This is a genomic window from Novosphingobium sp. B-7 (assembly GCF_000410615.1).
Classification (GTDB): domain Bacteria; phylum Pseudomonadota; class Alphaproteobacteria; order Sphingomonadales; family Sphingomonadaceae; genus Novosphingobium; species Novosphingobium capsulatum.
On the sequence record NZ_APCQ01000014.1, the window covers coordinates 1 to 18,046 of the forward strand.

The 18,046-nt window shown below is 64.7% G+C and carries 22 protein-coding genes; 17 read left to right on the forward strand and 5 right to left on the reverse strand.

Going from position 1 to position 18,046, the window contains the following annotated elements; all coding sequences use genetic code 11:
• Positions 1 to 1,407 (forward strand): UvrD-helicase domain-containing protein (locus H926_RS0100145; protein WP_028657370.1); only part of this gene is annotated, 1,407 nt, incomplete at its 5' end.
• A 189-nt stretch (positions 1,408 to 1,596) separates the two neighbouring features.
• Here H926_RS0100145 and H926_RS0100150 read toward each other — a convergent pair.
• Positions 1,597 to 4,272, reverse strand: coding sequence for a DEAD/DEAH box helicase (locus H926_RS0100150; RefSeq protein WP_022674488.1), 2,676 nt, complete (start codon positions 4,270 to 4,272; stop codon positions 1,597 to 1,599).
• The gene (locus tag H926_RS0100155; protein WP_022674489.1) at positions 4,272 to 5,822 is read right to left on the reverse strand and encodes a site-specific DNA-methyltransferase; all 1,551 of its coding nucleotides are present in this window, start codon (positions 5,820 to 5,822) and stop codon (positions 4,272 to 4,274) included. The genes H926_RS0100150 and H926_RS0100155 overlap by 1 nt, the downstream gene beginning before the upstream one ends.
• Positions 5,823 to 6,044: 222 nt before the next feature.
• On the opposite strand from H926_RS0100155, the gene H926_RS0100160 reads away from it, so the two are divergent.
• Together H926_RS0100160 and H926_RS0100165 are read left to right on the forward strand one after the other, a co-directional pair.
• Positions 6,045 to 6,566 carry a DUF736 domain-containing protein gene (locus tag H926_RS0100160; RefSeq protein WP_022674490.1) on the forward strand — a complete coding sequence of 174 codons (522 nt, stop codon included), beginning with the start codon at positions 6,045 to 6,047 and terminating at the stop codon, positions 6,564 to 6,566.
• Positions 6,567 to 6,726: 160 nt separating this feature from the next.
• A complete protein-coding gene (locus H926_RS0100165) occupies positions 6,727 to 7,083 on the forward strand; it encodes a hypothetical protein (RefSeq protein ID WP_022674491.1) in 357 nt (118 codons plus the stop codon).
• A gap of 11 nt (positions 7,084 to 7,094) precedes the next feature.
• Here the strand turns inward: H926_RS0100165 and H926_RS34380 are convergent, their stop codons facing one another.
• Entirely contained in the window at positions 7,095 to 7,403 is a 309-nt protein-coding gene (locus H926_RS34380; protein ID WP_237740945.1) for a DUF6771 family protein, read from the reverse strand.
• Here H926_RS34380 and H926_RS0100175 point away from each other — a divergent pair.
• From H926_RS0100175 to H926_RS0100200, 6 genes are all read left to right on the forward strand, one after another.
• Positions 7,384 to 8,004 carry an SOS response-associated peptidase gene (locus H926_RS0100175; protein ID WP_022674493.1) on the forward strand — a complete coding sequence of 207 codons (621 nt, stop codon included), beginning with the start codon at positions 7,384 to 7,386 and terminating at the stop codon, positions 8,002 to 8,004. The genes H926_RS34380 and H926_RS0100175 overlap by 20 nt on opposite strands.
• Positions 8,005 to 8,057: 53 nt before the next feature.
• Positions 8,058 to 8,522, forward strand: coding sequence for a hypothetical protein (locus H926_RS0100180; RefSeq protein WP_022674494.1), 465 nt, complete (start codon positions 8,058 to 8,060; stop codon positions 8,520 to 8,522).
• Positions 8,509 to 8,850: a hypothetical protein gene (locus tag H926_RS0100185; protein WP_022674495.1), complete on the forward strand. Its 342-nt coding sequence runs from the start codon at positions 8,509 to 8,511 to the stop codon at positions 8,848 to 8,850. The genes H926_RS0100180 and H926_RS0100185 overlap by 14 nt, the downstream gene beginning before the upstream one ends.
• Complete coding sequence (locus tag H926_RS0100190; protein WP_022674496.1) at positions 8,847 to 9,338, forward strand: hypothetical protein; 492 nt, start codon at positions 8,847 to 8,849, stop codon at positions 9,336 to 9,338. The genes H926_RS0100185 and H926_RS0100190 overlap by 4 nt, the downstream gene beginning before the upstream one ends.
• 46 nt (positions 9,339 to 9,384) lie before the next feature.
• Entirely contained in the window at positions 9,385 to 9,897 is a 513-nt protein-coding gene (locus H926_RS0100195) for a hypothetical protein (RefSeq protein ID WP_022674497.1), read from the forward strand.
• 86 nt (positions 9,898 to 9,983) lie between these two features.
• Positions 9,984 to 10,487 (forward strand): hypothetical protein, encoded by a 504-nt coding sequence (locus tag H926_RS0100200; protein ID WP_022674498.1) that lies wholly within the window; start codon positions 9,984 to 9,986, stop codon positions 10,485 to 10,487.
• A 6-nt stretch (positions 10,488 to 10,493) separates the two neighbouring features.
• Here H926_RS0100200 and H926_RS0100205 read toward each other — a convergent pair whose 3' ends face one another.
• Positions 10,494 to 11,726 carry a DUF1173 domain-containing protein gene (locus H926_RS0100205; protein WP_022674499.1) on the reverse strand — a complete coding sequence of 411 codons (1,233 nt, stop codon included), beginning with the start codon at positions 11,724 to 11,726 and terminating at the stop codon, positions 10,494 to 10,496.
• Here H926_RS0100205 and H926_RS0100210 point away from each other — a divergent pair.
• Positions 11,667 to 12,791: a DUF3800 domain-containing protein gene (locus H926_RS0100210; protein ID WP_237740946.1), complete on the forward strand. Its 1,125-nt coding sequence runs from the start codon at positions 11,667 to 11,669 to the stop codon at positions 12,789 to 12,791. The two genes, H926_RS0100205 and H926_RS0100210, sit on opposite strands and share 60 nt — an antisense overlap.
• A 133-nt stretch (positions 12,792 to 12,924) precedes the next feature.
• Positions 12,925 to 13,614, forward strand: a complete 690-nt coding sequence (locus tag H926_RS0100215) for a pentapeptide repeat-containing protein (protein WP_028657372.1) — start codon at positions 12,925 to 12,927, stop codon at positions 13,612 to 13,614.
• On the opposite strand, the gene H926_RS24815 is transcribed toward H926_RS0100215, so the two are convergent.
• On the reverse strand, positions 13,601 to 13,825 hold the full coding sequence (locus H926_RS24815; RefSeq protein WP_237740947.1) for a hypothetical protein: 225 nt from the start codon (positions 13,823 to 13,825) through the stop codon (positions 13,601 to 13,603). The genes H926_RS0100215 and H926_RS24815 overlap by 14 nt on opposite strands.
• A gap of 314 nt (positions 13,826 to 14,139) precedes the next feature.
• On the opposite strand from H926_RS24815, the gene H926_RS0100225 reads away from it, so the two are divergent.
• The 6 genes from H926_RS0100225 (at position 14,140) to H926_RS0100250 (ending at position 18,013) form a co-directional block, all read left to right on the forward strand.
• Positions 14,140 to 14,484, forward strand: coding sequence for a thermonuclease family protein (locus H926_RS0100225; RefSeq protein WP_022674503.1), 345 nt, complete (start codon positions 14,140 to 14,142; stop codon positions 14,482 to 14,484).
• 481 nt (positions 14,485 to 14,965) lie between these two features.
• Complete coding sequence (locus H926_RS0100230; protein WP_006949404.1) at positions 14,966 to 15,301, forward strand: single-stranded DNA-binding protein; 336 nt, start codon at positions 14,966 to 14,968, stop codon at positions 15,299 to 15,301.
• Between the two features lie 505 nt (positions 15,302 to 15,806).
• Entirely contained in the window at positions 15,807 to 16,364 is a 558-nt protein-coding gene (locus tag H926_RS0100235) for a hypothetical protein (protein WP_022674504.1), read from the forward strand.
• Positions 16,365 to 16,481: 117 nt separating this feature from the next.
• Positions 16,482 to 16,994, forward strand: a complete 513-nt coding sequence (locus tag H926_RS0100240) for a MucR family transcriptional regulator (protein ID WP_022674505.1) — start codon at positions 16,482 to 16,484, stop codon at positions 16,992 to 16,994.
• 87 nt (positions 16,995 to 17,081) lie between these two features.
• Complete coding sequence (locus H926_RS0100245) at positions 17,082 to 17,444, forward strand: antitoxin Xre/MbcA/ParS toxin-binding domain-containing protein (protein WP_022674506.1); 363 nt, start codon at positions 17,082 to 17,084, stop codon at positions 17,442 to 17,444.
• A gap of 17 nt (positions 17,445 to 17,461) precedes the next feature.
• On the forward strand, positions 17,462 to 18,013 hold the full coding sequence (locus H926_RS0100250) for an RES family NAD+ phosphorylase (RefSeq protein ID WP_022674507.1): 552 nt from the start codon (positions 17,462 to 17,464) through the stop codon (positions 18,011 to 18,013).
• Positions 18,014 to 18,046 lie beyond the last annotated feature (33 nt).

Here is an 18,046-nt window from a genome sequence, read left to right on the forward strand (position 1 = left end):
TTTTATTCCCGGTGTTCTCACGCCTTCGGTCGCATGCCCGTCGGGCAGGTGTTCGACGATTATGAATCGCTTCGCATCGACGTGAACGGCGAACCTTGCGGCCAGGGTATCGAGACCGGCATCGTCACCCACGAATCCGCCGCGCTCTATTGGGAGCGGGTCCGTGCCCACGGATACCTCGATTTCGCGATGATCCTCTATTATTCATGGACGATTCTCGAACAGCACCCGTTCGTCGGACGCGGCATCGCGAGCCGTTTTGCGTGGCTGCTGATCGACGAATTCCAGGACACCACAGACATCCAGATCGCCATCTTCGGCGCGCTCCGGCATTTCCTCCACACCAGTTTCTTTCTCGTCGGTGACCAGAACCAGTCGATCATGCGCTTCGCCGGCGCTCGCCCCGAACTCGCCGAACAGTTCGGCGATCAGATCGACGCGCACCGCGACACTGCCCTTACCGGCAACTTCCGATGCGGGCCGGCGATAGTCAGCACTGCATCAACACTTATTCCGACCGTACCAAGGATGCAGTCGGCGGGCGATGCAGCCCAGCTCGCGGCGCAAGTGAACTACGTCCATGTAGGCCGACCGATCGACGCCATTACCGATCATTTCCTGCCCGCCCTGCAGGATGCCGGCATCACGCTCGGCAAAGCCGCGATCCTTGCGCCATGGTGGACGCATCTCATCCCTGTCGCCCGCGCCCTCCGCGAATTCGACGTCCCGGTCTTCGGTCCGGGCGCGCGCCCATATAGGCGTCGGCGTCTGATTGCCGGACTTGCCGAGCAACTTGGAGCTTGCGCCGAGGCCGGCAATTACCTCGGACTTCCGGGTGTCGAGCGGGCACTGTTTCGGCTCATCGGTGATCTCACCGGGAACTCCCGCTACGACATGTTCAGCTATCAGGGGCGTCGCGTGGCGCTCGGCCTTATCTATCTCGCTCGTGAACTTGCCGACCAGCATCCCGGCGGCGTCGCTTGGCTGCGGGCCATCGCCCGCGAGGCTGGTGGCTATCTCGAACGCGAGGAATGGTTGCCAGGCAGCGCCAAACAACCGCTGATCGATTCCGCCGAAGAAATGTTGTCCGACATGCAGTCCAGCAAGGTCGATCTCGCGAATCTGCTGATCGCCGATATGGGCCTATTCGCCAATCCCGAGCATGCGCTCAAGCTGATCACGCTGCACAATTCCAAGGGGCGCGAATTCGATGGCGTTGCTCTGATCTGTATGAATAATGGCAGTATCCCGCATTTCTCGACATCGACGCAGGAGGCATATGACGAGTCTCGGCGACTATTCTACGTCGGCCTTACCCGCGCCAAGCGTGTCCTCGTCGTAGCGTCTGATCAATCTCACTGGAAGAACACTCCGACCCCGTTTATCGCGGAGGCTGGCCTTGGATAAGCGCTTGGTCGAACGGCGGCCCAGTCGCGATAGCAGCCGGTCTGCACTTGAGGAGCGAAAATCGGTGGCTGAATGACCGACTAGGGTCGCAAGTCGACGGCCGAGCCTAACTGTCGGAACGTTAGATGGCTGACCCTCGCATTTCACAACCTGCCGTTCAGGAGCGTCCCGACAGGACGAACAACTAATTTACTGTATTGCCATGAGAATCTGCTGTTTGACGCCCATCCCATCTCGCTCTTTCTCTGCGAAGACGTAAACTCCCTGACCCTCGCTTGCGTTTTGCCAAAGCGCACCAATTGCCCGCTTCGCGGTTGAATCTGCAACCAAGTGATCGCCTTTGTACTCGACGACGAGCAACCGGCCGTCCTTCAGCTTGGCTACAAAATCAGGATACGTGCGGCCGCTAGCCAATGGGAGCCAAAACGCATCAGGATGTTTGGCGACGTTCCTAACCCAAAACTCGACGTCTCCAATGCTATCGAGTTGCTGAGCAGCTTTAAACTCGTCGCCCTCGGCGCCATCATCACCCTTGCCGTCGAACCGGGGAACGCGGTCCCATCCAAGGAAATGCTTGGTGAACCGATACTTGGTCCCCCGATAGCAGGGTACGCCTACAAACATTGTATCGTGGAACCGGAACCCGTTTTCAAACGATAGCTCTGGCCTGGCTTCTGGCGCGAAAAGGCACTTCTGGTACACGCCGTTGCGTACTTCGGCCCGAATTGCAGCGAGCTTATCGCGCAGCTTGCGCGCTAGGATGAAGCGGCAGCGCATGAGTGTGGCGAGCGGGATAGCGCGCGGCCCGCTGAGGTGGGCGACTACGTCGCTCAGCCAGACGATCATTTCACCGTGGCCGATCGCGCTATCCGCCTGCCGCACCTGCCGCGCGAGCAGATTGACGAGGCCCCCCGCGGTCCAGCCATCGACCGGCACCTCGAGCATCAGCTGATCGGTCTGATCGCTGTGCCGCACCAACAGGTTGTCGCCATCGAGGTCGATCTCGAAGGCCTCGGACGTGTCGCGCACGTCGAATTCAGCCTTGCTGAGCTGGGCGGAATGGTCCGCCAGCGACCACTCGAAATACTCGCCGAGCACATCGGTGTCAGCGAATACCAGCTCACCTTGCACCGCGGCCATCAAGCGCGGGATGACGAACTCCGCGCCCTTTTCGGCGGGTGAGGCGTTGTGTGCGTGCTCCAGCTCGTGCTGGGCAATGGCTTCTCGCACCACGTTTGCCGCCTTCTCGGGCAACGCGGCATAGATCACGTCCTTTTCCGCCTGCCTTAGAAAGCCAGTGACGGTGATGACCGGCGCGGCACCTGGTGCTGCCTCGATCTTCACCTTGTCCGGCGCCGCAGCCTTCACGGCAGCGAGCACATCCGGCGCGGCGTCGACCTCGATCCGGGCGGTAGGCTTGGGGCGGCGCTTCTCACCCCAAAGACCCTCGTCGAGCGACCCCTGTTCCGCCTCGATATTGGCCTCGGCTTCGCTCTCTTCGAAGCCCATCTCCACCAACCGGTCGCGAAGGGTGTTTGCGGCCTCGGCGAAGCTCTTGGAGACAAGGTTGGCGTAGGCTTTGTTCAGCACGGGAGCCTTGCGCCGCGTGGCGTAGGGCATGCGCAGCACTCGGCCGAGCAGCTGCTCCGCATCGGTCGAACTCTTGATGTTGGCAACCGAGCAGAAGACGTAGGCGAAGGAACAGTCCCAGCCTTCCTTCAGCGCCTCCACCGTAATGACATATTCGATTGCGCAATCGGGCTTGAACAGGTCGATCCCGTCGAGATCGCGCTGGTCGCCGGTGGCGACAGCAATCGCTTTGGGGTCGATATGGTGCGTGTCGATCAGGTGCTGGCGCAGCACGTCGACGGTCACCTCGCGGCTCCTGTCCTCTGCCTGGAACAGCACGATCGGGCGGATGTAGTTCGCGCGGTCCTTGGCAGCTTCCTCGGCCAGTTCGGCACGCTTCAGGATCGCACCGGTGACCGCGTTCTCCCAGGTCTCATGCTCCTCAAGCCGCACTGGCAGCTTGATCATCTCCGCATCCTTCAGCTCCATCGCGCTGACCGAATGGAGGATGTTGCTCTTCTTGTGCGGCGTGGCGGTAAATTCCACGATGGCGCAGGGGTTCACCCGCGCCTGCATCTCGCGCGAAAGGCCCGTCACCGCCTTGTGCGCTTCGTCCACGATCATCAGTGGCTGACGCAGGTGGCAAAGGTTGGCGAAGCTGAAACGGATGTCGTCGGGGTGCCCGCCGGTTTCCTTGACCTCACTCTCGCTCAGCGTTTCCAGCCCCGGCATCCGCTTGGGCACATCGGCAAAGACGGGAGCAAGATTCTCGTCGTGCTTGTAGACCTTGCGCCCTTCGGTGTTGTCCACCCGCAGAGTTTGCAGCGTGCCGACGACCACGCAGCAGTTGGCGTCTAGATCCTGCTTCGTCAGACGCCGGAAATCGCCGATGTCGAACACGCGCACCCGCCCGCCGAATTGGTCGTCCAGCGCACGGCGATAGGGGTGCTTCGGGTCGTTCAGCGCATCAACGGTCTGGGTGCGGATCATGTTGGTGGGCACCAGCCACAGGACGAGGGGGAAGTCCCGCTCGATCCAGGCATCCTTGGCAACGCCGATGGCGTGCGCGCCCAGCAGTGTCTTGCCGCCGCCGGTTGGCAGCCGCAGGCAGACATAGGGCATCTCTTCCTGCCCGAGCAGCGGCTCATACTTGCCGCCATAGCCGCGCAGACGCTTCGCCTGTTCTGGCGCTGAGGTGATCGCCTCATAGGCGCCCTTCGGCCCGTGCAGCCGTGCTTCCTCGAAGAAGCGGCGCAACACGGCCAGCGTGTCGGTCTGATATTGCTTGAGCTGCATCAGCGGGCCCTCACGTCATAGGGGGTCTGCTTGAACACGATGCCCTCGGCCTTCAGCGTTTCGGGCGAAAGTCGGCAGGCCTCACCATAGACCGTCATCGGCCCGGCAAACTCGCCGGCAGACGCGCGGATCATGCCCAGCGTCTTGCGGGTGAGCACATTGCCGCCCGATACGCTCTTGTCGCCCAGTATGCCGTTGTAGAGCAGCGCCAGCCCGTTGCCGTCGTGGTGCCCGAGGAACGGGCCGTTGCCCGGCACCGTCATCGGCGTGCCTGTTTCGGCAAACCAGATATGCGCGGCGAGCGGGGCGAAGGCCACGCCCGGATTGATCGCGCCATCTTCATCGAACACCGCTTCGCCAAGCCGGTAGAAGGCAAACCCTCCGCCGCCCTGCCACCCCACGGATTGCGATATGCCGCCCTGTTCGCCCTCAATCACCTTTTTGAGGCGCGGTGCACAGTGCGTGACAGCATGATCACCCATTTCTACGCCGATCCAGCGTCGGCCCATCTTCTGCGCGACTGCGGCAGTTGTGCCTGAACCCAGAAACGAGTCGAGTACGAGATCGCCGGGGTTGGAGGCGATGTGGAGAATGCGTTCGAGAAGGCGTTCAGGCTTGGGGGTTCCAAAACTGACATCGGCACCGAACAACGCATTGCATTCCTTTTTGCTTTCGTCCGTGTGGCCCACTTCGGTGTGAGGCCACCACGTCCAGGGAACCAAGCCTTCAACCTCGGAAAGATACCGAATCACGCTCGGCTGTGCCTTGCCATCTTTCCCCCAATAGATTCGGTCGCGTGCTTTCAGCTTCTCGAACTCCGGCTCCACCATCGACCAGCAACGGCCCTCCGGCGGACGATGCTGCGTGCCGTTCGGCGATGTGATTACATACATCTGGTTGGGTCGGAATCCTTGCGCAGTCATTGGGAGGCCGCGCCAACGTTTAGTCGGATCTGTTTCCTTCGGATTGCTTGGGTTCTTGTAGATTTTGGCCTGTTGCTCATCGAGGGGAATGCGATTCCGCGATGCTTTGAAAGCTTCCGGAGACTTAGCGTACACGAACATGTACTCGTGGACGTCACCAATCGCTTCTCGATTTTCGCGCGAATACCGCTTCTGCCAAACATTCGACGCGATGAAGTTCCGCCGACCGAACACTTCGTCCATGATGACCTTGAGGTAGTGCCCTTCGTTGTCGTCGATTGACACCCAAATGCTGCCGTCCTCCGCCAGCAGTTCGCGCAGCAGCACCAAGCGCGGCCAGATCATCGCCAACCACTGGCTGTGCTCCAGATTGTCGTCGTAATGATCGAAGGCGCTGCGCGTATTATAGGGCGGGTCGATGTAGATGCATTTCACCTGCCCGCGATAATAGGGCAGCAGGCTCTTCAGTGCCTCAAGATTATCGCCTTGGATGAGCATGTTTCCGCCACCCTCGGCCGGATCATCACAGCCGAATGATAGTTCGGTGTCGCGCTCAAGCAGGCGATACGCCACGGCCTCAGCGCGCTTCACGTCCTTTTCGCGCGTCAGCCACGACAATGTCGGCATCTATTCTTGCTCCCTGTTGAACCACTCAAGGCATTACCGACGGTATGCCCGCAGAGCAAATCGTGAGCGGGTTTTCGCCGGGCATTGATCGGAAACCAATCGGATTTCTCCCTGCGGGCAGCAGCCCGCAGCTTCGGCCTGACGGCCGGGAGGGAAGGGGGGTGGGAAGAGAGTGATCGAACAAGGGGTTCGGTCGCAATCGATCCACCTAGGAGAACGTCCATGAACATCGGTGAAATCCGCAAGAACGCCAACGGCCAGCTGATCGGCTCTGTCGAAACGCTCACCATCACCCGCACCATCGGCCTGCGGCCGGTGACCTCCAGCAACCCCCGCGCGCCCCGCTTCGAGATCGTCGCGCTCAACGACCAGCGCCGCTGGGTGATCGTCGGTGCGCTCTTCGAGCTCTCCTCGAACGCGACCGGCGAGAGCTTCTACCAGGGCAAGATCGACGATCCGTCGATGGCGCAGCCGCTATACATCGCCGCGTTCCCGCGCGAAGATGGCACGATGGCGATCGCCTGGCAGCGTCCGCGCCGCCGGAACACCCAGCTCGGTTCGGCCGAATACGGCGAGAGCGACATGTTCCCGGCTGACGATGCCGGTGGCAGCGACCGCAGCGAAGAACAGGCTGGCGACGGTCTGGGCGAGAGCACCGCGACCCCGCCTGCCAAGCGCGGCCGGGTGGGCGCCAAGGACGGCGCCGAACACGAAGGCGCGCTGCCGCCCCTCGTCGACGCCTGATCGGCAAGTCCAACTCCAACCGGCGGGGACCCCAAGCGGGTCCCCGTCCACGTGCAAAGGCCGCGGATAAGCCCCCGCGCGGCCTGAGGCGGAACGCCGGCACTGCCCCCCGCCCGGCGTTCCGCCTCTTCATTTGCATGGGGAATTCCGGAGAACCACAATGCTGACGATGAGCGAACGCTTCGCCTTCACCACCCGGCGCCACCACGCCTTTGCCAGCACCGGCAACGCTTACGACGCGGTGCAGTGCGACGAGGCCATCCGCACCGGCGACACGCTGGTCGTGCTTGCAGAGGAGGTGGTCGGCGTCGCTATGACCTGGCCGTTCGCGGTCACGCAGGCGCACGGGAATCTCCATGCCCTGTCCGCGCCGCGCGAGGGCGAGACGCTCGCAGATCTCGCCCGCTCGCTCCACGTCAGCGTCGCCGACTTCGAACACGCCGCCGAAATCGCCCGGCGTTTCGGATTTCCGCTCGACCCGCAGATCGAGGCGCTGCTCGCGCGCCCGACGGGCTGAACTGGTGTGCTTCAGAGCGGTAGTATCGACTGCTTGGGCGAGGGTGCACTGACGGGAGCGCCAACCGCATCGGCGATCACGCGGGCGAGTTCGAGCGCGGCATCTTCGCGCAGGCAGGAGCTTGCGGCCGTGATTCCGACCCGCGCCCAGCCCGGGGCGTCCAGGATCGCATGAGCGACAGCAGACGTATCGATTCGTTCCATGCCGATATGAGAACATAGGAAGAACATTTTTGCAAGATGGCTGGTGCCGCTGCCCGTTCCGGTTGACAGGGCAGGGTGGTCCGCCGAGCAACGGCGGATGTGCAACTTGTATCGCATGACCAAGGCCCCTGCGGAAATCGCCCGGCTGTTCGGTGCGCGGGGTGGGGCAGGCGCGAACTTTGCCGCCGAAGTTTACCCGGGCTATCCCGGCCTTGTTGTCGCCGAAGGCGAGACGCGGGTGATGACCTGGGGATTCCCGCTCGCGCTGAAGGGCAAGAACGGGCAGACACTCAAGCCCAAGCCGGTCAACAATGCGCGCGAGGACAAGCTCGGCACGTCATTTTGGCGGCCGAGCTTCGAGCGCCGCCGCTGCCTGATCCCCGTCACTGCCTGGGCCGAGGCCGAGGGCATCAAGGGCCAGATGACCCGGACCTGGTACTCGCTGGCGGGCGAAGAGGTCTTTGCCGTTGCCGGCCTTTGGCACCCGACCGAGGAATGGGGCGCGGCCTATTCGATGGTCATGGTCGACGGCTGCGCGCAGATGGCCGACGTACACGACCGCATGCCCGTCGTCCTCGCACGAGTAAACTGGGAGCAGTGGCTCGCGGGCACACCTGCTGAAGCCTTCGCGCTGTGCCAGACCTGTTCCAGTGAACTCGCCATCGACCGCACAGCCGAGCGCTGGGGCGCAGGGAGGTCCGCGGCGACGTCAGGCTGAGGGGAGGGGGGCTTCGCCGGTCGGATCAGACCCAAGCGAAAGGACCCAAGCCCATGGGCGACCGAGCCCCCGTCCACATCACCATCGGCGGCGCACTGCCGCGCGAACATCTCGAAGCCTTCGCCGCGCACGCGGCCGACTACGACCTGCGCACCGAGTGGGACGGCGAACCCTTCGATCCTGCGGCACTGCCCGGCGGCGAGCCGCTCGAGCTCTATGGCACCGAGCTTAATGGCGGACAAATCCCCGAGATCGATGCGTTCTGCGCCGACCATGGCCTGCCGTTCCGCCGCTGGTCGGGTGGGTGCCTCGGCGCCTTCCTCCCCGAAATCATCCTGTTCGACGGGCAAGGCCCGATGCGCGACTACACGGCGAGCGAGGACGAATACGTCCTCTACCCGCCGTCGTGGATCAACAGCTTCACCCGGCTGCGCGATCTCAAACGCGAGATGACCCGCGCCGAGCTGACGATCCCGGCCTTCCAGGTGACCGAAGGTGAGCCCAATGACCATAGCTGATGGGGCCCTGCTGGCCTCCTCGCGCGAGGCAGTGCTCGCCCGCTTCCCGCTGTCGCGGGTGAGCGAGGCCTTCTTCGACGACATGCTCGGCGTCCTGCCGCCGGCGCACATCGCCGGCGTGCCGGGATTCTTCGTCACCGAGGCGGTGAGCGACGACATCCACGCCCAGTTCGTCCATGCCGGTGGCCGCTTCTACGGCGGCTACGTCGGGCTGAGGGATCGCGCGGGCCTCATTACATATGCGCGCATCGCGGCCTTCGATGCCGCTCATCCGGACGCGGTGGAACTCGCCTGGTACCCGGATGGCCCAAAGGAGGCCGCGCGATGACCCGGCACCGGATCCTCGAACTCGGCGCCGGTCCCGCCGATGAGCCCTGCGCGCAGCTGGGGCAATGCGCGGACTTTGCCGCGGCCAACACCCTCGAACTGCTCGCCTACAAGGCCGCAATCATTGCCCTCAACGGCGAGCCGCCGCTGCCTCTCGGCTTTGCCCTCATCGCCAATGCCCATGATTTCGGGACATACCGGACCTTGTGGCTGGTCTCGGCGGAACTGCCCTTGCCCGAAGACGCGCATGCCTGGGTCGACGACCTTGTCGAACCCGCCACCTGGATCGCGGCGGGATTTCCGCAGCCGGTGACCTACGAGGGCTCGCGCGCCGTCATGCGGCCGTTTCGCGAGGTTATCGCCGCCGCGCTCCAGATCACCCGGCCGGGCGCCGACGGCAGCTTCTTTCCCGCTGAGAACGCGGTGCTCCACCGCAACCTGCTCGCCGCCTACGGTCCTGCCACGGTCGCCGCTGCCGACACGGGTTAAGGGGAGGGGGCTGGAGCTGGGCGTTCCTTTGAGGGAGTCCAAGCCCATGCCTCGCTTCTATGCCGGGATCGGCGCGCGCGCGACGCCGCCCGAGATCCTCAGCCTGATGACCCGCGCCGCCTTCGCGCTCACCAAGCGCGGCTATGTCCTGCGCTCAGGCCACGCGATCGGCGCCGACAGTGCGTTCGAACGCGGGGCTGGCCGCAATGCGCAGATCTTTCTACCGGCGGCGGGGTGGCGCGGTTCGGTAAGCGAGTTCCATCCCGATGCGCTCGGGGCCGAGCTCTGGGGCAAGGCACGCGCGATCGCCGCCGCCCACCATCCGGCCTTTGCCGGGCTCTCGGATTTCGTCCAGGCGCTCCACACCCGCAATGTGTTTCAGGTTCTGGGCCCCGCGCTCGATAGCCCTGCAGAATTCGTGCTGTGCTGGACCGCCAACGGCGAGGCCTCGGGCGGCACCGGCCAGGCGCTGCGCATCGCGGCCAGCCACGGCGTCCCGGTCTTCAATCTGCAGAGGCCGCGCGAACGCACCCACGTCGAGCGCCACCTCGTCCTCTGAACCTTCACTCCCGCGCGGTTCTGCCGTCCTACGCCCTTGCCGGCGATGGGACGCGCCGGGGCGCGGCCAATGCGGAGCCTGCCCCGATGTCCTCCATCACGCTGTCCTTCGAAATCGCCTGCACCCGCGAGGAAGCCGCGCGCTTCGCCGCGATCGAACTGTTCCTCGCCGAGGTGGCCGAGGACGCGAATGCTCAGCCACCGGCCGAACTCGACGGCGTGTTCGGCGCGAACGCGCGCGAAACCATCCTCGGCCTGATCGGATATCCCGAACCGCTGGGGATCACCTGCCAGTATGACCGAGACAGGGGCGCGATGAGCCTCGCCGCGATCGACGGCAAACCCAATCTCGCCGCGCTGCCGGTGCTGCTGCTCTGGCTTTACCCCGAGAAGCTCCCCATCGCCTACTCGGTCCACGTGACCGAGCGGCCCGACCTCGCGGTCTGGACGATCGTCGGCCTGAACCGCATCGAGATCACCCGGCACGGGGGGGAGGTCGCGGCGCGGCTCGAGGCCTTGCGGTCGATTGGCGACACGCCCCGGCGTCTCGACCTGTTGCCGACCAGGCCGCTGCCGCGCGCGGACGACTGACGCCGCTCAGGCCGCCTGCTGCGCCTGCCAGCTTCGCCGCGGCGGCCGATTGACGCGGGCCGGGAGCGGCTCGCCTTCCTTCCACAGCAGGTGCGCGACGCCCTGTCCGGCGAGCAGTGCCTCCAATGGCTCTGCCACCTCGTTGTCGCGGTCGTGGATGTGGATCGCGCTCGCTTCCTCGCCGGTGTCCTTGAGCACCAGGCTGGCGATCGGCGTGTCAGTGTCGAGATTGACGCGCAGGCCTTTCACGAACCGCCGCTTCTCCGCGACCGCCTTGCCGACGAGATAGCGCTCGTCGCTGGTCTCATAGGGCAGCCACTCGGGCGTCACCGGCATAAGCGCCACCTCGATGAGGTCGAAGGTGCCCTCACGCCGCCGTGCGAACGAGCCGGCGAGAACCAGGTGACCGCACTTGCCGTTCGGTCCATCCTGCGCCTGCCACAGTGCGAGTTCGCCGGCGAACCGCTTGTGAAAGCGCCGGGCCATGTCCTGGTCCATCACGAAGGGCATGTCGCCGACATGGCGCAGGACGATTCTTTCTGCGCCGTGCGCGGGAACGATCTCCTTGATCTCGCCCACGACCACCATCATCTCGTCCCGCGAGGCATAGACCCGGGCAAGCGCCGCGCGGCGGCGGGCCCGGATTTCCTCCTTTTCTTCGACCTTGAAGCTCTCGGGCACGAACAGCACGTGGGGCAGGGCTTCCTGCTTGGCTCGGCAACTTGCCGCCGCCTCGAGCAGTGCGCGGCGCACCACGAACCACGTCCGCTTGCCCGCCATTTTCGGATGCCAGTGGGTGAGCTCCGCCCGGTCCCACAGCACATGGAGCAGCCCGCGCATCGACAGCTTCTGACCCGACGACTTCACCGTCGGCTTGTCATTGGTAAGCGCTGCGGGCGCGAGCCGGGCCGCCCCGCGCGACAGCGGGAAGCCGAGCTTCAGGCTGGTCTCGCCGCTCGCCTCATCGTCGAGCACGGCTGACCCACGCACCTGGCCCATGCCGGTGAGGTAATCAGGGGCGTCGTAGTGATCGCAGGCGGTCGCATGGCGCGCGCCTGAGCCCGGCCAGCGTGCAAGCACGTAGCCATTCTGCCGGTGCGAGATGTAGAGGGGGAGCTCGGTTCCCTTGCGGCATTCGCAAAGGACCGGACTTTTGCGCTCGTAGGCCTCGCGCAGCACGTGCTGAAGTTCATCGCCTTCGGCCACGCTGCGGCCGAGCACACGGTATCGCTGGATCATTGGGGTCTGCTCCAATTTCTCGCGATCGACGCTGCCCGTTCGACCTCTCGCGCATCTCCTTCGTCTGACGCGGCCCCGGATGGGCACGCCGGGCCAGTCTATGCCGGCCTTGCGGGTGCGGCAAGGTTTGCTGTGCCCGGGGGTGGTGTGTGGAAAACCCTGCTTCGGCTTGGCTTGCAGGTGCCGCGCTGGCATCACGGCGCGATGACGGCTTCCGACCAGCAATTTTCCTTGTTCGATCTGGATCTCGACCCGGTGGTCGAGGACCGCAAGAGCGCGACCACGCCCACGGGGCGCTTCAGCAACTTCATCGTCTACGTCGATGAGAGCGGGGATCACGGCATGCAGTCCGTCGATCCCAATTACCCGCTGTTCGTCCTCGCATTCTGCGTCTTCTACAAGAAGCACTACAGCGAGAAGGTCGTCCCGGCGCTCGAGAAGTTCAAGTTCAACCATTTCGGCCACGACATTGTGATCTTGCACGAGCGAGAAATTCGCAAGGAAACCGGCCCCTTCAAGTTCGCTAACGAAGCCGAGAAGCTGGGTTTCATCGATGGCCTCAGCGGTATCATCGACAAGTCGAACTTCATCCTGATCAGCTGCGTGATCGACAAGCACCGGCTCGGCGCGCGCGATGTCGAACGCGACAACCCCTATCATCTCGCCCTCGGGTTCTGCCTTGAGACGCTCTACGAGTTCCTCATCGAGAAGAACCAGGACGCCAAGAAGACCCACGTGGTCTTCGAGTGCCGCGGCAAGAAGGAGGACAAGGACCTCGAACTGGCGTTCCGCAGGATCTGCGACGGCGAGAACAAGCTGGGGGCGCCCCTGCCATTCGAGATTGTCTTTGCCGACAAGAAGGCGAACTCGTCCGGGCTCCAGCTCGCAGACCTGGTGGCGAGGCCAATCGGCATGAGTGTGTTGCGGCCGAGCCAGGACAATCGCGCCTTCGAGGTCCTGACCCGCAAGTTCTATTGCGACGGCGGGCGCGAGAATGTCGGCAGCGGCTATGAAAACTGGGGGCTCAAGGTTTTCCCGCCCCAAATAAGCGAAAAGCCCCGATGAAACTCACCGAGGCTATGACGCCGACCGGGAACCCCCAGTCCACTTGTGCTCCCTATATGCGCACTCCCGGCCAATTGACAACGGGAACATTGTGCCAACCCGCCCGAGCTGGCGCGTGGCGACCGGGCGCGTGATGGATGACCTCTTCGCTTCGCAGCCCATCGCCGGTGCAACGCTAGCGCGCAGCGACATCGAGCGTCTGATCGGCAGCGCCCCGCGCACACTCGTCGACTGCGACCTCGAGGAGGCCGACCTCTCCGGGCTCGACCTTACCCGCTGGCGCTTCGAACGCTGCAACCTGCGGCGCAGCGATCTGACGGGAGCAAAGCTTGAAGGTACGGTCTGGCAGGGCTGCCGGGGACCGTTCACCAATTTCTCGGGCGCCAACCTCAGCGAAGCCGAGTTCGTCGGCGGCGACTGGAACAATTGTTCGATGCGCCGCGCGAGCCTGACTTCGAGCCGGTTCACCGGCTCCAAGCTTACCGGCGCCGACTTCACCGAGGCGCGCGCCATGCACATCCACTTCGAGGAAGTGCTGCTGGTCTCTGCCAAGCTGCCCGGCTTCTCGTTCCGCAAGGAGAGCCTGCGCCGGGTCGATCTGTCCGGTGCCGATCTGCGCAAGGGCGACTTCCGCATGACGGTGTTCGAGGATTGTTCGCTGCGCGAGGCGATGGTGGCGGGATCGCGCTTCGACGGCTCTGATCTGCGCGGCGCTGACCTTGGCGGGCTGCGCCTCGTCGATGCCGGGCTGTTTCGCGGGGCGACGATCTCGCGCGAGCAGGCCGGGCAATTGCTGGACGAACTGGGGCTCAACGTCCGCTAGCCACAGGGCGGGACCGATTGCCTCCGTCCGCGGCCTGCTCGTCCTTGTCCAGGTGTTCGCTTACGCCTTCGGCAAGGCCGAGGCACAGCGCGGCTTCCTCGCGCGTGAGCATGATCTCTTCAGCACCGAACACGGCAAGCTTCTTGCGCAGGACCTGCGCCACGGCGTGCGCCACCTGCAGGGCGTTTGGCATCATCTGTGGTTCAGCCATGGGCCGGGATCCTTTCCCCTGGACGGTTCTGCCTGCGGCAGCGGGGCCGGACAGGTCGCGTTCGAGCACAATCATACCGGTTTTGTCGGGATGTGGCGAGGTGGAGAGGGAAGGGGGCACCCCGGCGCCCGCGTCCCACGCGGGCGCCGCGGCGACCCGCTCTACTCGCTAGGGCGGAGCGTCGGCGCTTTCGCACCGCCGCCCACCCAAGCTCGCCGGCATGGATGCCGGCCCTGCGGGTGACGATCGGGGCCAGTGGAGGAAGACGGCGTGGCTGGTTGGCGTGGGCGGGCGAGGGGGCTAGGCTCTGGCCTATGCCGATCGTTCTTGCTGCCGCCGCCCTTTGCATGTCGCCCTCGGTTCACGACGGCGACACGATCCGCTGCGGCCGCGAGCGGGTCCGCATCGCCAACATCGATGCACCTGAACTGCCTGACAGCCCCAAGTGCCAGGACCGGAGGCGGTCCTATGCCTGGTGTGATTTTGCCGCGGGCGAAGCCTCGCGGGTTGCCCTGACGCGGCTGCTGTCGCGTGGACGGGTCATGATCACGCGGCTCGGCACCGACCCCTATGGGCGGACGCTTGCCACGGTCACGGTGAACGGCGTGGACGCCGGCGACTACCTCGTCGCGCAAGGCCTCGCGCGGCCCTGGCGCTGAGGGTCCCTATCGAGGGGGCGAGCCTTGCCCGCCTGTGGGTGCCAGCTTGCGCATCTGACCAAGACCCTTGCCGTAGCGCATGGCGCTGGACGGAGAGGAGCTGGTTGCGGCCTCGTGTGACCCCACGCGTCTCTGACTCGCATGGAGCGGGGGCTTAGGAAGGCAATGCCCGCTGCCGCGGGCGCTGGCGGGTGAGAGCAGGGTCTGGCGAAATGGCTGAGGCTGACGGGTCTGACCTTTGCGAGGATCCGCTGGGCCTGACCTGACGAAACCGCCCTTCGTTTGCCGATGAACCCTGCAGGGCCAGTCCCTGGCCGCAACCCAAAAGCAGCGGACCGTGAAGCCCTTGCGGGCTTGCCGCACCACTCCTCGCTTTTGGGTTCCCCTCACATGACGTTCGGTGCGGGCCCGGGCCTTTGGCCCTGCCTGTGGTGTTCATCGGCGGGCGGTTCCGCCGAGTTCAAGCCACGGAGATTACCCCATGAAGAACCTCGTCATCCTGATCGGCCGCATCGCCGCCGCTCCTGAAACCCGCCACGCCGGCGAGACCGCGATCACTTCGTTCACCCTCGTCACCGATCGCCCCAAGCTGGTCGACGGCAAGACAGTCAAGAACGAGGCCGGCTACACTGAGACCCTCGCCGAATTCCACCGCGTCACCGCCTTCAACGGCCTCGGCACTTCGGTCGCCAAGCACAAGAAGAAGGGCGACCTGGTCGAGGTGCAGGGCCGCCTTCACTACTCGAAGTGGACCGACCGCGAGGGCGTCGAACGCTACGCGGTCGAGATCGTCGCCGAGGAAGTCCTCTTCCTCTGACGCCTGAGCCCGGGAGGCGGCAGCGCCGCCTCCCATTGGGCCAAGGCCAGCCCCCCGATTACTCATGCAGATGATGAAGGACGCGAAAGGTCAGTTGCGAAAAAGGCAACGCGCAGCGTCTATTTCGCACTTGCAGCATCAGAACCCTGCACCCATATCAGCAGTGCCTTTCAGGCATCCTCTCCCAAAACTTTCCAAGGGGCTGGCTCACGCTGGCCCCATTTTCTTGCCTGCCGGTTCGGGGCTGGCGCCCCTTGCGGGCATGGCATCTGTGACACTTTGCCCTCGGGCGGAGTGTCATGTTGCATGGCCCGCGAGACATGCCCGGACGGGCGGGTCTTCGATCATGCCCGAATGCTGGCCAAAGTGGTCGCGGGGTAGGAGCAGCGCACTCGGCCCGCGCAAATCAGATGGCGCCTCCGGGCGAAGTGTCACGGGCGACAAACGACAGCGCGGGGCACAAAGGGGATTCACAGGATTCACCTTTTGTGCTCAATACTGTTCGATGGAACGAGCCCAAGAAATCACTGGTGTCGGCGGGATCTACGCGGTCCTGGTCGAAGCCTCGAACCGGCCCCGCTACGCCTTCCTCGTCCTCCAGCTTGTCGCCGAGATTGCCGACGGGCGAGGGCAGGCCGGGCCCTTCGTCGCGCAGGGCGGGGCGCCGGTGCTGCTGCGCGAATGGCTCTGCTCCCAGCTTCTGCCAATGAGCGCACAGCCCGCTCGCCGTGCGGCGCTGCGTGCACGCGTTGCCGAGGGGCTAAAGGCCGAACTGACTGGGAAGCCGGAGTTCGACGCGGCGCGCATCGAGGCCGCGGTCGAGGAGCAGGTCCAGGCAGTCGGCCGCGCCAATGTTAGCCGCGCGATCTCCGATCTGGTCCGCGCTGGGCTGATGACCCGGCACTATGCGGGCTACGCCACCAATCACAAGAACCGCGGCGGCGGACGCCATGCGGTCTATGTGGTCAAGCCGGGCGTGCTTGCGCTGCTGCGCAAGCCCGCGCCGCTGCGTCGGACTGGCCTGACGGCCGCTAATCCCCAGGGCGAACTCTTCGCGGCCTGAACCCCTGGACTTCAAGCATCAAGCTACGCCTGCCGCGCTGCGGCGATGCTCCTATGGTGTCTTGGTGACCGATCGCCTAGAAACCCCCGACTGTGGATTGGAAAGGGTCTCGCCCGCATGGAAAACGAAGCACTGCTGGATCATGTCGCCGATATCGTGTCTGCCCATGTCAGCAACAATGCGGTCGCGGCATTCGACCTGCCGGGCCTGATCCAGGCGGTCTACGCTTCGCTTGCCGCGCTTGGACAGGCGCCGGAACCGGCGGTGGCAGAGCTGAAGCCTGCCGTCTCGGTGCGTTCCTCGGTCAAGCCCGACGCGGTTACCTGCCTTGAATGCGGCGAGAGAATGAAGATGCTCAAGCGCCATCTTGGCACCGAGCATGGGATGACGCCCGCCCAGTACCGTACGCGCTGGAGCCTGCCGGCGGATTACCCAATGGTCGCGCCAGACTATGCCGCTAAGCGCAAGGAACTGGCGGTCAGGATCGGCCTTGGCCGCAAGCCTGGGCAAAGCCCGAAGGCTGTGGCCAAAGTTGCACCGGAAGCTGCGGCCGAGGCAGCAGCCAAGGCGCAGCCCAAGGTCGCCGCGGCCCCGGCAAAGCGCAAGAAGCTCGGCGTCGCCTTCGGCTAGCGCCTTGCCGCGGCCCGTGGGCCGGCCTTGACATTTAGTGCCTTTTGCCGCATATACCGCCTCGTAATTCGGCAAATGGTGAGGCACATGGCAAGCGCGGCATTCCTGAGCGAAGTCACCGGCGAGAAGGGCGTCTCGCCCGACCGGCTGTCGGCAGCCTTGCACATAACCAAGTCCGAACTGGCTCTCGCGGCCGGACTGTCGCGCGATGCCGTCTCGAAAGCTGCCCGCAGTAACAGCGTAGTCACGCAAGCGCGGCTGCGCGAGGTGAGCGAGATCATCAACCGCGTCATCCCCTGGGCGGGCAGCGAGCTCGCCGCCTATGCCTGGTATCGCTCCCAGCCGCTGCCTTCGTTCGGTGACGCCACGGCCGAAGAACTCGTCCGCCAGGGCCTCGGCGAGAAGGTCCGCGCCTATCTCGGCCGGATCGCCGCCGGCGGGTTTGCCTGATCGGCGGCAACCTCAAGGTGGCGCTTTCCTTCAGCCGGTTCGATGGCCTCGTCTACCGCGCGCATCATCCGGCCTGGGCCTACGATCCTGAATCCGGCGAAGGCGCGAAACTCCATGGCGGACGGTTCAACCGCATCGGCACGGCCTGCTTCTACGCGGCGCTGAGCCTCGAGACCGCGTGGCTCGAAGCCCAGCAGGGTTTCGCATTCAAGGCGCAGCCGCTGACCATCTGCAGCTACCGCGCCGAGATTGCCGATGTGCTCGACTTGACCGATCCTGCGGTGCGCGAGCGCGCCGAGGTCACCCTCCCACAGCTGGGCTGCGCGTGGGAGCGGCTTGCCGCTGACCGCAAGCCCGTTCCGACCTGGGAACTTGCCGACCGGCTGATTGCCGCCGGCTGCGCCGGAGTTATCGTGCCGAGCTTTGCCTCGCGTGCGACGCCCGATGATCGCAACCTCGTGCTGTGGTCGTGGGGCCGCGAAGCGCCGCATCACCTCGAAGTGATCGATGACGAGCAGCGCTTGCCGCGCGATCAATCGTCGTGGCAGGACGGCCCGAAATCCACCTAAGCTATTGATATTATTTAACATATATCAACACCA